Source organism: Streptomyces sp. NPDC107528 (assembly GCF_055639295.1).
Genome location: NZ_JBVKAV010000001.1, coordinates 1,056,904 through 1,071,250, shown reverse-complemented (window position 1 = coordinate 1,071,250; position 14,347 = coordinate 1,056,904). Strand labels below are relative to the sequence as shown.

Below are 14,347 nucleotides of genomic sequence, written 5' to 3'. Positions count from 1 at the left end.
CGTCCGCAACACCTCATGCCGACCCACCACATCCACCAACGCCCCAGCCAACGCCGACACATCAACCCCACCAACCAGCCGAAGCACACCAGGCAGGTGGTAGCGGAGGTCGCCGGCGCTGAGGTCCTGGAGGAACCACATGCGCTGTTGTGCGTAGGACAGCGGCAGCGGATCCGGGCGCTGCGGCAACGCGATCAAGGGGAGACGTGAGCTGCTGCCGGCTTCGTCGATGCGGCGCGCGAGGGCGGCCACGTCCGGTGCCTCGAAGAGGGTGGCGATGGGGAGCTCGACCCCGAGTTCTGTCCTGATGCGGCTGATCAGACGGGTGGCCAACAACGAATGGCCCCCCATGTCGAAGAAGTTGTCGTGGACCCCGAGGTGCGGGGTGCGCAGGACCTCGGAGAAGAGAGCGAGCAGCACGTGTTCCTGTGCGGTGGCCGGCTCCCGGGAGGTCGTTCGGGGCGTGAAGTCGGGTTCGGGCAGTGCCTCGACGTCCACCTTGCCGTGGCCGGTGAGGGGCATTTCGGTCATGGTCGTGATGACGTCGGGGAGCATGAACTCAGGGAGCTTCGACCCCAGATACGTACGCAGCTGGGGCGACGTCGGCGCCGGAGAGGCAGGGGTGACGGCGTAGGCCACGAGCAGGTCCTGGCCCTGGGTTCCCTGCCGCGTCAGTACGACGGCGGAGTCGACTGCCTCGTGGGCGGCGAGGGCTGTCTCTATCTCGGCCGGCTCAATGCGCACACCGCGCCGTTTGACCTGGCGGTCGGCGCGGCCGGCGAACTCCAGGTGTCCGTCGCCGTTGCGACGGGCCATGTCGCCGGTCCGGTACATGCGGCACCCGGACAGGAAGGGGTTGGCCACGAAGCGCTCGGAGGTGAGGCCGGCACGGTTGCCGTAGCCTCTGGCCACTCCCTCGCCGGCGATGTACAGCTCACCGAACACACCGTCGGGCACGGGCCGGAGGCCGGTGTCCAGGACGTACACAAGGGTGTTCGGGGCCGCCGTTCCGATGGGCGGGGCCTGGGAGCCCAGCTCGGCGGGTGCCTTCCAGGTGGTGGCGTTGACGGTGCATTCGGCGGGGCCGTAGGCGTTGATCAGCTCGGCCTCGGACACCGCGCGCAGCTTGCGCACGGTTGCCGCGGACAGGGTGTCGCCGCCGCTGATGACGCGCCGGAGCGTGGGCGCGGGTGTGTGCGACAGTTCCTCGGCGAGCAGGTCGAGAACGGCCGGCACGATGTCGAGGGTCGTCACGTGGTGCCGTCGGACGAGTTCCGCAAGCTTGGCGGGGTCACGGTCGGCGCCGGGCGGAGCCATGACGAGTCGGGCTCCCGTCAGCAGCGTCCAGAAGATCTCCTCGACGGCCGCGTCGAAGTGGAGCGGCGATTTGTGCAGCACCGTGTCCTGCGGGCTCAGTGGGTGCTCCTGCTGGAGTGCCGCCACGAGGCTCGACACGTTGTCGTGGGTGAGCACGATGCCCTTGGGGACGCCCGTTGATCCCGAGGTGTACAGCACTGCCGCCGCCCGTGCGGTGCCCGCCGAGTGGTGCGGCGGCATCAGTGCCGGGGTGTCCTCCAGCGGTAGTGGGTGTCGCGTCTCGTCCAGAACGAGGAGCGTCGTGGTGGGGTCGGCGTCCCGCGCCATGTGTTCGGTGGCGGGGCCGGCCACCACACACACCGGGGCGGTGTCCCGCAGCATGAAGGTGGTGCGGTCACCGGCGTGATCGGGGTCGAGGGCCAGGAAGGCGGCGCCGGTCCTGAGCACCGCGAGGATCGTGACGATCTGCTCGACGCCGCGAGGCAGGGCGATGCCGATCACCCGTTCAGGAGCGGCGCCGTAGCGAGTCAGTTGTACGCTGCGTCGCTCGGCGCGCGCGTCGAGTTCGGCGTACGTCAGGCTCTCCGCCTCGGTGGTCAGCGCGATCGCGTCGGGCCGAAGGGTGACCTGCCGAGCGAAGAGCGTGGGTATGTCCGCGCCGGCCAGGTGAAGTTGGAGCGGTCGCGTCTGCTCGGCGAGGCGCCGGGTCTCCTCGGCGGTGAGTATGTCCAGGTCGCCGAGGGGTCGGTCCGGGTCGGTCAGGACGGCGTTCAGCAGCCGACCCAGCCGGTCGGTGAGGGCGTGGGCCGTGGTGGTCTCGAAGAGGCTCGCCGCATGGGTGAGTCGGCCGTCGATTCCGGCGGGCTCGCCCTCCGGGGTGTGGCGCTCGGTGAGGTCGAAGGTGAGGTCGAAGCGGGCGACGCCGGGGTCGAGGGGCTCCAAGTCGATGTCCAGGTCGCGTAGTTCCAGTGCGGGCTCAGGGTTGTTCTGGAGCGCGAGCATCACCTGGAACAGCGGGTGCCGGGAGGGTGACCGGTGCGGGTTGAGCACCTCCACCAGCCGGTCGAAGGGGACGTCCTGATGCTGGTGGGCGGAGAGATTGGTCTCCCGGACGCGTTCGAGCAGTTCACGGAAGGTGGGGTTGCCCGAGGTGTCGGTGCGCAGGACCAGGGTGTTCACGAAGAACCCCACGAGATCGTCCATCGCCTCGTCCATCCGCCCGGCGACCGGCGACCCCAGCGGAATGTCCTCCCCCGCACCGAGCCGCGTCAGCAGCGCGGCCACGGCGCCCTGAAGCACCATGAAGACACTGACCCCGCACTCCCGGGCCAACGCCACCACACCCCGGTGCACCGAGGCATCCAGGCTGATGCCGGTCGTCTTCCCTCGCGGGTCGGCGACGGCTGGGCGTGGGTGGTCGAAGGGGAGCGCGAGTTGGTCGGGCAGCCCGGCCAGCTGCGTACGCCAGTAGGCGAGTTGCCGGCCGGCCAGGCTCGTGGCGTCCTCCTCGTCGCCCAGCAGATGCCGCTGCCAGAGGGTGTAGTCCGCGTAATGCACGGCCGGCGGTTCCCATTCGGGAGCGGTGCCCGCGCGGCGTGCGTCATAGGCAGTCGCCAGGTCCTTGAGGAGCGGGGTGAGCGACCAGCCGTCCGCGGCGATGTGATGGACGACGAGCAGGAGCAGGTGGTCGTCGGGTGACTTGCGGTAGAGCCGGATTCGCAAGGGTGTCTGGGTGGCGAGGTCGAAGCCGGCCAGTGCTTCGAGTAGGAGCGCGTCGGCGTCCGGGAACGCCTCCACGTCCACGGCCTCCACACGGGGAAACGCCCGTTCCGGGGCCAGCGGACACTGCACGGGCTCTCCCGCGTGCTCCGGGTAGATGGTGCGCAGAGTCTCGTGCCGGGTCACCAGGTCGGCCAAGGCCTGCTCCAGGGCACCGTGGTCGAGAGGTCCGCGTAGGCGCAGGACGCCAGGCATGTTGTAGGCGAGGGTGTCCTCGTCCATGCGTTGCAGGAACCACATACGGCGTTGGGCGGAGGAGACGGGAATACGCTCGGGCCTGTCCTGCGGGACGAGTGCCGGGCGGGTGGACGTGGCTTCCAATGCCCGGGCGAGCGCCGCGACGGTGGGGTTCTCGAACAACGTGCGGATCTCCGCACCGGCACCCAGAACTGTGCGGATACGGCTGATGAGCCTGGTTGCCAGCAGGGAGTGGCCGCCCAGGTCGAAGAAGCTGTCGTCGACTCCGATGCGTTCGAGGCCCAGCACTTCGGCGTAGAGATCGCACAGCACGCGTTCACGCTCGTTGGCGGGGGCGCGCGTGATGCCGGCGGTGCGCAGGAAGTCCGGTGCGGGCAGCGCTGCCCGGTCGATCTTGCCGTTGGCGGTCAGCGGCAGCCGGTCGAGGAGTACGAACGCGGTGGGGCGCATGTGGGCGGGCAGTTGCTCCTCGCACCAGTTCCGGAGGGCAGGGATCACCGCGGTGTGGCGGTGGGCGCCGTCCGGGTCGTTGGTGTACCGGCCCGGGTCGGCCTCGTCGGGGCGTGGTTCGGGAAGGGTCAGTCGGGGCGTGCCGACGGTGCTGAATGCTGCGTCGAAGTGGTGCGGGCCACTGCCGTGCGACGAGGTGAAGCGGACGTGGAGGCCCAACTCGCGCGCCATGTCCTCCAGTTCCGCGGGGTCGACGGCGTGGGCGGTGTCGTGCAGTGCCGCGTGGGCCTCGCGGATGTCGTGCGGGTTCTGTTCGAGTGCCGCAACTGCGGCGTGTTCGGCCGCGAGCCGTGCGTTGGGGATGCCGTCGATCCGTAGGTGGCCGTTGTTCTGCCGCACGCGTCGGTGCAGCTCGCTGCGGTCCGCGACGTCCGAACCCCATGTCAGCCGCGTGGGGTGGGCATGTGCGGCGGCGGGTGCCGAGCGCAGCACCACGTCGTAGCGGTGCCTGGTCAGCTCGTTGTGATGGGTTCCGTGCTTGAGGTACGTCTCGGCTTCGGCAAGGCCGGGAATGTGCTGTGCGGCCGCGGCGAAGAAGCCGGGGTCGAGGCAGAGTTCGGTCTCCCTGAGCAGGTCCTCGGCGATGGCGTGCCGGACCTGGGCGGGATCCGCGTCAGAGCCGCCGCGGGCCAGCTGGACGGCGGTGCGCAGGGTGGGCAGCAACGAGCGATGGCGTACGTCTCCGATGAACAGGACGCCGCCTGGTGCCAGGAGCCTGGCGGCTCCGCGCAGGACGCTCAGCAGGTACTCCCCCGAGGGGAAGTACTGCACGACCGAGTTGAGCACGATGGCGTCGAAGTGGCCCTCGGGCAGTCCGCTCGGGTCGTCGGCGCGCTGGGCACGCAGTCGGACCTTGCCGCGCAGCGCGGACTCGCCGGCCACTTGGCGGGCCAGGCGTTCCACGACCACCGGGGAGAGGTCGGTCGCCCAGTACTCGGCGCAGTCGGCGGCCAGTTGGGACAGCAGCAGGCCGGAGCCCACCCCGATCTCCAGCACGCGCCGGGCGCCCAGCTCCGCGATGCGCTCCACCGTGGCCGCGCGCCATTCCTGCATCTGGGCCAGCGGGATCGAGGTGCCGTCGTCGTAGCTGCTGTCCCAGCCTGAGAAGTCCTCACCGAAGGGGGCCGCGTCCTGTCCGCCGTCGTAGAGGCGGTCGTAGACGGAGGCCCACCCGCTGACGATCTCGTCGTGCTGGGACGGTGCTGTGTCGTCGGCGGCGGGCACTACGTAGGCGACCAGTCGCGGGTCCCGGCCCTCGTCCTGGCGGGCGACGACGGCTGCCTCGGCGACCGCGGGGTGGCGGTGCAGGGTGGCCTGGATCTCACCGGGCTCGATGCGGAAGCCCCGGATCTTGATCTGGCCGTCGGCGCGTCCGACGTACTCGAAGCCGCCGTCCCTCGTACGCCGCGCGAGGTCACCGCTGCGGTACATGCGGGTGCCGTCACCGGCGAAGGGATCGGCGACGAACCGGCCGGCGGTCAGCGCTTTGCGCGTCCGGTAGCCGGCCGCGGTCTGGGGTCCGGCGATGTAGAGCTCGCCCACGACACCGTCCGGGACGGGCTGGAGGCCGACGTCCAGAAGGTGCAGCCGGAAGCCGGGCAGGCCGGAGCCGATCACGCTGGAGCGTCCGTCAAGGGCGTCGGTGGCGCGCAGCCGGCGGTGGGTCACATGCACGGTCGTCTCGGTGATGCCGTACATGTTGACCAGTGCAGGGGTGTCGTCCGGGTGCCGGTCGAACCAGGGGGCGAGGCGTGCCGGGTCGAGGGCTTCCCCACCGAACACGACCGTGCGCAGGCTCAGGGCGTCGCCGAGCAGTGGGTTGTCCTGGTCGGCTCGGACGAGTTCGTAGAACGCCGAGGGTGTCTGATTGAGCACCGTCACCTGTTCGTCGACGAGCAGGTGGAGGAAGCGTCCCGGGTCCTGGGCGATGTCCTTGGGCACGATCACCACGGCGCCACCGTCGCGGAAGGCTCCCCACATCTCCCATACGGAAAAGTCGAAGGCGTAGGAGTGGAAGAGCGTCCACCGGTCGTCCGCGCCGAAGGAAAAGTGCGACTCGGCGGCGGTCAGGAGTGACATGACGTTGTGGTGGGTGACGGTCACACCCTTGGGTGTGCCGGTGGAACCTGAGGTGTAGATGACGTAGGCCGGGTGGGACGGGTGCAGGGGTGTGCTGCGGTCGCCTTGCCCCAGCGGGGTACCGGACTGCTGCTCGAGGGCCTGCTGTACGGCGGGGGCGTCCAGCAGCAGTACGGGCGCCGTGACGTCCTCTGCGCGTGCCAGGACCGGCTCGGTCGCCGCCGTGCCAATGACTACGAGGGGGGCCGCGTCGGTGAGGGTGAAGACGATGCGCGCTTCCGGGTAGTCGGGGTCGACCGGCACATACGCGGCACCGGTCTTGAGGACGGCGAGGACGGCTATGACGAGTTCGGGGCCCCTGGGCAGTACCAGACCGACATGCTCGCCCGGCCCCGCACCGGAGGAGGCGAGCAGCCGGGCGAGCTGGTTGGCGCGTGTGTCCACCTCCGCGTAACTGAACGTCCGGCCGTCGTGGCTGATCGCCGGGTGGTGCGGGGTGCGGGCGGCGGAGCGTTCGAAGAGGTTGGGGAGGGTGGTGTGATCGGCAGCGAGCTCGTTGCCGGTGTCCGTGGCCCGGGCATGCGCTGGGTGCACCATGCCGATCGTCGCGACGGGGGTCTCGGCTCCCACTGGTGCAAGGTTGCGCAGCAGTGCGAGGTAGGCGTTGTGGAGGGCGAGCGGCTCGTCGGGGCCGTAGAGCCGGGGGTTGGCGTCGAGGTCGATGCGGAGTCCTTCGCCGTCGGGGTAGACGCCGAGCACCAGATCTTCCACGGCACCGATCGTGAGGTTGTGCAGGGTCGCCGGATGCCCCGCGAAATTGAACTCGTTGGCGAACGGCATGATGTTGAGGTGTGGGCCGCACAGGCGGCGGTTGGTGGGGACCGCCAGGTCGCGTCGTGTCTGCTCGTAGCGGTAGAGACGGTGCTTGATCGCGGCACGTGCCTCGCGGGCGGTCCGCTCGACGAGTTGGCCCAGTGTCGTGCCCCCGTCGAAGGCCAGGCGCAAGGGGACCATGTTGGAGACCATGCCGGGGGTGTCTCGCTGCGCCCCTGTCCGGGCGCTGGAGGGCAGGCCGATGACGAGGTCGGTGCTGCCCGTGAGCCGGTGCACGAGGAGGCCGAGAGCGGTCATCATCAGCACGGGCCAGCTGGTGCGGTGCCGGCGGGCCGCCGCACGCAGCGCGTCGAAGTCCTCGTCACCGAGGGCCCCTGTGTGCCGCAGACGCTCTTGCTGGTCGGTCGACCGGCCGCTGGACAGCGACAGTGGCTCGGGGCAGTTCGCGAGTCGCTGAGTCCAGAACGTCCGGTCGTCCGCGTAGCTGCTCGACGCGCGGTAGGTGATGTCGTCGCTGAGCAGTGTGCTCATGTCCGGCAGAGGCTCGCCCGCGGGAAGGTGCTGGGAGAAGCGGGTGTAGAGGTCCGCGGCGCGCCGAATGATCAGCGCGGCGCTGTAGCCGTCCACCACGATGTGGTGGGCCCGCCGGTAGTACAGGTGGTGGTCGGCTGCCACTTTGAACAGCCGGTCGGTGTAGACGGGGTCGCGCAGCAGGTCGACCTGGGTCCGGGCGTCCTGGCGCATCCACTCCAGCGCCGTGCCCCTGGGGTCCTGTTCGCCGGTGAGGTCGGTGAGGGGGACGGACCAGCGGGGGTTGGCCGGCAGGGTCTGTACGGGCTTGCCGTCGCGCAGGGTGAACCGGGTGTGGAAGGCTCGGGCTTCTTCGGCGGCCTGCGACAGGGCGGCGCGGAGGGCGATGTCGTCGAGCTCGCCGTGAATCTCCGCGAAGTCCGCGAGATTGTAGGCCGAGGAGTCGGCCGCGATCTGGTGCGCGATCCAGATTTCGGATTGCGCGGCCGACAGCGGGTAGGTCTCGGCGGGCTCGACGGACATGCTTCTCCCTTGCTCAGTGGAACGGATGGGGGCGGATGCGTGCGGCGCTCAGGCCGTCCGGGAAGCGGAGCCGAGTCGCTGGGAGAGGAAGTAGTCCCGCAACAGCGCGGCGGCCTTCTCGATCACTGGGGTGTCCCGGCTCAGGGCCACGCGGAGGTATCGCTCGCCCTGGCGCTTGTCGGCCCAGAAGAAGGGGTCGCAGGGCAGGGTGTGCAGTCCGGCATGGCGCAGTTCCCGCCAGACGGAGCGGGAGGACAGGTGGTCCGGCAGTTCCACCAGGGTGACGCTGACGTCGCACGAGCGGGAGGCGAGCGACGCGTCGGTGTCCGCAAGGGCTTCGTCCAGCACCGTGTGGTTGCGGCGGATGAGCGAGTGGATCTGCTCGTAGCCGCCGTCGCGTGCGTCCGCCGCGAACTCGGTGACGAGGGACAGCACGAAGGGGCTGACGCTCAGCAGGACGTCGGAGAGGTTCTCGACGATGTCGAAGGAGCACTGCCGGGAGTGGGAGATGAAGCCGAGCTTGAGTTCAAGGAGCGGCCAGAGCTTGCCGGTGTCCTCGATCATGATCCACTCGACGCCGGTCTCGTCGAGCAGCGCGTACATGTCGGGACGGTCCTGGGGGGTGAATCCGCGGAAGCAGGTGTCGAGGATCAGAGGTATGCCACGGCCGGCGCAGGTGACGGCGATCTGGCGCAGGGCCTCGGTTCCGATGGTGGTGCCGGTGGGGTTGTTGGGCACGGTGAGGAAGACGGCGTCGAGCCGTTGCAGCTCTGGTATCTCGCCCTCGGTGAGCGCCTTCTCCTCCAGGGGGACCAGCTGATGGCCCCAGCCCAGAAGCAGGTCGGGGATGTTGTCGAAGGTGGGGTGGATCAGCCCGATGGTCCGCACTCTTGGGCGCAGGGAACGTGCGACCACGTCCATCGCCACGGACGATGCGTAGCTGGAGTGGACCCGACCTGCCTCGACGGGGGCCCTCAACTGCCCGAGGGAGTCGAGGAAGGTGCGTTGAGCTCGTCGTTCCATGTCGACGAACTGTTCCTCCGCGGCCCGCGCGAAGATCTCCGGCATTCGCTGGAGAATGCGGTGCTGGGTGGACGAGAGACTCTGTCGCGGATGACCGTCGCTCACGTTCAACTCGCCATCGAGCGCAAGCATTTCGTACTTGGTGAGGTTGGTCAGCGCGAGACTGCCGGCGCCGCTCAAGTCGATTCCTTTCGTCGGGAGGCTCCCTGTTTTGGGCAGGGGCCGGTGAGAGCGCGGGATGATTCCTCACGCTCGATTCATTGCTGAGCCGGCTTCACCGCGCCGCGCTGGGCACCTGACGGGTGAGGGGGACGAAGGAGTTGTCCCGCGGGGAGTAAATTTCGGTGGCCCTCGTCTCGGAGGAATGGAACAGCGCCCGAAGGCGGAGGTCCCCGCCGCGCCGGCCGGACTCCAGACCGGGATAGCCGGCCAGGTTGGCCAGCTGCGTCAGAAGGTGGGCACGGGCCGCACGGTCACAGGCCTCGGCGTCGAGGTCCGCGCCCGCCCGCGCGCCGACTGCTTCTCGGCTGGCCGCTCGGGAGTTCCCCACGAAGAGCCACCTCCGCATGGAGGACGAGACACTTTTCTGGGAGAGGAGTGCGGCGACCACGGCGCAGTCGGAATGCCCTGAGATGACGACGTCTTTGAGGTCCGGGAGGGTGAGCGCGTATTCGATCGTGGCTATGTCTCCTGAGACGATACGTGGGTTGTACGGGAGGACTATGTTTCCGATGTTCCGCACTTCATAGATCTGCTCCGGATCGGGGACGAACCTCTGCGGTGCCAGGCGGGATTCCGTACAGGAGATGAACAGGACTTTGGGCAGTTCCTGGCTCATCTGGTCGCGAGCTCGTGAGCGCTGGCGTGGCAGAGCCGACCGGGATGAACGTGGGGTGCGCATGATGTCGTCCCTCTGTCGCGGTGGTTTACGAACAGAACGCGTCTGAACGTGACCGCTTCAGAGCAACCACATCTGGAGCTTCGACCTGATGGTTCCGTCATGCAGAACAATCGATTGACGTGCCGCAGTAGGCTTCCAGGGTGGCCCACGTGGCGCCTTGTCCCTCAATGGGCTGAGCGACACCAAGAGCGGTGGCCCAGCGGCACATTGGTGTGACATCCGCTGTGTCTGGAGGGTCGCTTCACCCTCAATTTCGCAGACCGTGGTGGGCGCCGAGGGGCGGTCGTCATGCCTCTCCGTGCCCTCGTTGTGCTGGGCCGGCGCTCCGGCCGAAGGCGGTGGTTGCATCTCCGGCAGTGGCGCGGCGTGGCCGAGCAGGGCGTGCCCGCACATGAGCAGCGGCAGCAGCCACCTGACCAGAGTTTTCAATAAACCGGCGTGCGCCATCTACAGCCTTCCCCCGTTGGCTTCACGTAGTTGAATCGCTAATCAGTCACTTGGGTGCTCGCGCGCCTCCCATGCTGGAGCGGCTGTCCACGCTAACCGATACCGCTCGGTTCTGGTCATCGTTGTCCGCGGAGGGAAACCTTCCGCCCAACGAGAGTTTGCACAGCGGGAGCGCACTGGCAGTGGTAACCAGGCCGACCAGCACCAATAGGGAGAACGCCTTCTGGCTGATGACCCCTTGTGCAAATCCCACGTTGATGAAAACAAGAATCATGAGCCCGCGGGCGTTCATCAGGGAACCCATGGCGGATCCTTCGCGCCAGCTGAACCCGCGCGCCTTCATCACCGCGATGCAGCCCGCGTACTTGCCGACGAAAGCGGCCAGTATCAGGGCGACGAGCGGGAGGAACGTGGCGGGATCGGTGAACCCGTCGATCTGGGTGTTGAGACCGGAGAAGGCGAAGAAGATGGGCACGAGCAGGATCTGTACGGTGTCCAGGAGGCGTTCTCTCAGGGCACGTCGGATCACTGCGCCGCGGGGCATGGCCAGGCCGACCAGGAACCCGCCGAACACGGCGTGGACGCCGATCTTCTCGGTGGTCAGGCCCGCGCCGAGCACCGCCACCAGCAGGATGCAGAACTGACCGCCGGTCAGCATGCCGCTGCGTTCGACCTGCTCGCCCAGCCTGCCCAGCAGTCGCCGGCCCACGGTCAGGACAAAGACCGCGAAGGCCGCGGTGAGCAGCACGGTGCGCATGCTCTGGTCGAGAGCTCCGCCGTTGTGGAAGGCGAGGAGGAAGGCCAGCAGACACCAGGCGACCGCGTCATCGACCGCGGCGGCCAGAAGCGCCAGAACGCCGAGGGACGTCCGCTCCAGACCGTTGTCGAACAGCATGCGGGCGAGCATGGGGAAGGCGGTCACCGAGAGCGCCCCGCCGACGAACAGCGCGAACATCGTCGGGCTGACCCCTTCGAACGACAGGTTGTCGTAGAAGACCAGGCCAACCCCGAAGCCGGCGGCGATCGCGGGCAGGATGCTCGACACGGCCAGATACACGGCCGTGCCCTGATAGCCCTTGGGGGCCTTGTGATGATCCAGGCCGACGCCCACGAGGAACATGAACAGGGTCAGCCCGATCGTGCTGAGCACATAGAGGACCGGCTTCACGTCCGCGCTGAACAGCGACTCCTTGACGTCTGGTGCCACGCGCCCCAGCAAGGTGGGGCCAAGCAGGATGCCGGCGATCATCTCGCCGAGAACCCGGGGCTGGCCCATGATGACGAAGAGCTTTCCGACCAGGGCGGAGATCACCAGGATGACCAGGACGGCAGGCAGCACATCGAGGACCAGCTGCGCATTGGCGTCCGCGGTGGCCAGCTGTACGTTCTGCATGTCAGCCCCTAAGCCCGGGTGAGTACGAGAGCGGCGTTCTGTCCGCCGAATCCGAACGAGTTGCTCAGGGCCGCCTCCACCGTCTGCTCGCGTGCGGTGCCCTGGACGACGTCGAGATCGACAGCCGGGTCCATCTCTCGAAGACCGGCCGTGGGGGGCACGACCTGGTGCTTGAGGGTGAGGGCGGTGAGCGCGGCCTCCACGGCGCCGGCCGCGCCGAGGGAGTGACCGGTGACGCCCTTCGCCGCGGTGACCAGGGGGTGTCCGCCGATGACGCGCCGCACCATCCGCCCCTCGGCGAGGTCGTTGAGCGGCGTCGACGTGCCGTGTGCGTTGACGTGGTCGATCTCGATCGGGAACAACTCCGCGTCCCGCAGGGCGGCTTCCACCGCCCGCTGGGCACCCGCCCCCTCCGGGTCCGGCCGTGTCTCGTGTCCGGCGTCGGCCGAGGCACCGTACCCGCTGACGTACGCATGGACCTGGGCGCCCCGGGCCCGCGCGTGGTCGGGGCGTTCGAGCACCAGGATGGCGGCGGCCTCGGCGATGACGAATCCGTCCCGGTCCACGTCGAAGGGCCGGGATGCCCTGCCGGGGTCCTCTGTGTTGCGGGACAGCGCTCCCGCGCGGGCGAAGGCGGCGACGACGGAGTGCACGAGACTGGACTCGGCGCCCCCGGTGATGACGATGTCGCAGCTGTCGTGGCGCAGGAGATCGCGGGCGACTCCGAGGGCCGTGGTCCCGGAGGCGCAGGCAGTGCTGGTGACCAGGCTCGGTCCGCAGGCCTGGAGGTCGGTGGCCAGCTGGCCGGCGATCAGATTGGGCAGCGACATGGGGATCGTCAGCGGCGAGATCCGCTCGGGACCGAGTTCGCGCAGCCGGTCGTACTCTCGCTGCCAGGTGCCGATGCCGCCCAGTGCGGAGCCCAGCACGGTACCGACGCGGGCACCGTCCCACCGCGCCGGGTCGAGGCCGGCGTCGGCTACCGCCTCGCGGCCCGCGACCAGCGCCATCTGGGTGCAGCGGTCCAGCCGCCAGGCGGCACGCCGGCCGAGGACCGCGTCCCCGTCGAACGCCGATGCCTGGCAGGCCAGTTGGACCGGCATTCCGGCCAGTTCCGGTATCACCGCAGTCGTGGGACGGCCATGGACGACAGCCTCCCAGGTCCGCGCCGTGTCCGGGCCCGCCGCGGTGATCATGCCGATACCGGTGATGGCGGCGTGGAAGGGCTCCGTTCGGCGCCGCCGGCCCGGGCCGCTACGTGATGGCCCGGCAGTCACAGCTGCCCCTTCGACAGCTCGGGTGTGCGGCCCGTCGCTCATACCTGGCCCTGCGCGCCGGCGTGTTCGACGAGCTTGTCCTGGAGCAGGGTGACGACCTCGGCGATCTTCTGCTCGCCGTTGAAGTCGTCGTCGGCGATGGGGATCTCCAGCACGCTCTGGAGCACGTCGGAGAGTTCCACCAGCGCCAGGGAGTCGAGTCCGAGCTCTCCAAAGGTCATCTCCGGAGTGACTTCGGCGTCCTCGACACCGAATCGCGTGACGAGCTCGGAGCGCAGCTGGTCCTGGAGCTGCTCGGCGGAGGGGTGCACGGAGGCAGTCACGGTGTTCCCTTCGGTAGGTGTGACTAGGGGTGGTGGTTGTGCCGTTCGCGACGCGATCGCGTCAGTCGGGCTGCGGTGTGACGCTCGGCCAGGTGAGCGCGGCCGCGCCCCAGGTGGCTCCGCCGCCGTAGGCGGTCAGCAGGACCCGGTGGCCCGGCTTGAGCTGTCCGCCGGCCACGGCGTCGGCCATGGCCAGCGGGATGGATGCCGCGGCCGTGTTCCCGACGCGGTCGAGGTGGAGGGCGCAGCGCTCCATGGGCAGCGCCAGACGCTCGGCAACCGCCTGGAGGATCCGGCGGTTCGCCTGGTGCGCGACGAGACAGTCGACATCCTCGGGACGCCAGCCGGCCCGCTCTCGCACCTCCGCGGCAACGGCGGTCATACGGCCGACGGCGTGCCGGAAGACGGACCTCCCCTGCATCGTGAAGTACCGGCCTTCCTGTTCCGGATCGGCCGGATCGAGGGGCTCCTTGGAGCCGCCCGCCTGAACGGTGATCAGCTCCCTCAGGGAGCCATCACTCCCGAGGACCGAGGGCCCCAGGGCGCCGGGTTCGTCCGGGTCGCCGCGGCGCAGGACGACGGCGCCCGCCCCGTCCCCGAAGATGGGCCGGGTGCCGCGGTCGGCGGGTGCCAGGATCGTGGAGAACGCGTCCGCCCCGATGAGCAGGACACGTCGCGCGTTGCCGGCCGCGATGAAGCTGCTCGCGGCGGTCAGCCCGTACAGGAAGCCGCTGCACACCGCGGACAGGTCCCACGCCGGGGTGTCCACGAGGCCCAGCCGGTGCGCCACGGAGGGCGCGGTGGCGGGACACGGGTGGTCCGGCGTGCTCGTCGCGAGGATCACCAGATCGACAGGTTCACCTCCGGCGGATTTCAGCGCCCGGGCCCCCGCCTGAACGGCGAGATCTCCGGTGGAGATACCGGGTTCGACGACGCGGCGCTCGCGGATTCCGGTTCGGCTACCTATCCACTCGTCCGTGGTGTCCATGATTTTCGCGAGGTCATCGTTGGTCACCACCTTTTCCGGCAGATAGGCGCCGAGACCGCAGAGCACAGCACTCTTCTGCATGACTCATCACCTCCTTCGGCGGACGAAAGTAACACGGTCTCAAGAGTATTTCCACAGGCCCTCTGAATTCATTTCGAAGCCTTGAAAACGACTACCATTAACGCCGAGAAAGTGGCAATGACTGTCATGTCGAGTCGCATTCTC

The 14,347-nt window shown here is 68.9% G+C and carries 7 protein-coding genes; all 7 read right to left on the bottom strand.

The features are described 5' to 3' along the window. A partial coding sequence (locus ACZ7L5_RS05070; protein WP_471514453.1) for an amino acid adenylation domain-containing protein occupies positions 1-7,770 on the bottom strand: 7,770 nt, incomplete at its 3' end. Between the two features lie 48 nt (positions 7,771-7,818). After that, positions 7,819-8,973, bottom strand: a complete 1,155-nt coding sequence (locus ACZ7L5_RS05065; RefSeq protein WP_471514451.1) for an aminotransferase class I/II-fold pyridoxal phosphate-dependent enzyme — start codon at positions 8,971-8,973, stop codon at positions 7,819-7,821. Between the two features lie 94 nt (positions 8,974-9,067). Beyond that, positions 9,068-9,631, bottom strand: coding sequence for a carbonic anhydrase (locus ACZ7L5_RS05060; protein WP_471514449.1), 564 nt, complete (start codon positions 9,629-9,631; stop codon positions 9,068-9,070). A gap of 556 nt (positions 9,632-10,187) precedes the next feature. Further along, positions 10,188-11,480, bottom strand: a complete 1,293-nt coding sequence (locus tag ACZ7L5_RS05055; RefSeq protein ID WP_471514447.1) for a cation:proton antiporter domain-containing protein — start codon at positions 11,478-11,480, stop codon at positions 10,188-10,190. Positions 11,481-11,542: 62 nt separating this feature from the next. Continuing rightward, positions 11,543-12,811, bottom strand: a complete 1,269-nt coding sequence (locus tag ACZ7L5_RS05050; RefSeq protein WP_471514445.1) for a beta-ketoacyl-[acyl-carrier-protein] synthase family protein — start codon at positions 12,809-12,811, stop codon at positions 11,543-11,545. Between the two features lie 38 nt (positions 12,812-12,849). Then, on the bottom strand, positions 12,850-13,134 hold the full coding sequence (locus ACZ7L5_RS05045; RefSeq protein WP_328878158.1) for an acyl carrier protein: 285 nt from the start codon (positions 13,132-13,134) through the stop codon (positions 12,850-12,852). A 61-nt stretch (positions 13,135-13,195) separates the two neighbouring features. After that, positions 13,196-14,203, bottom strand: coding sequence for a beta-ketoacyl-ACP synthase III (locus ACZ7L5_RS05040; RefSeq protein WP_471514443.1), 1,008 nt, complete (start codon positions 14,201-14,203; stop codon positions 13,196-13,198). Between the last annotated feature and the right edge of the window lie 144 nt (positions 14,204-14,347).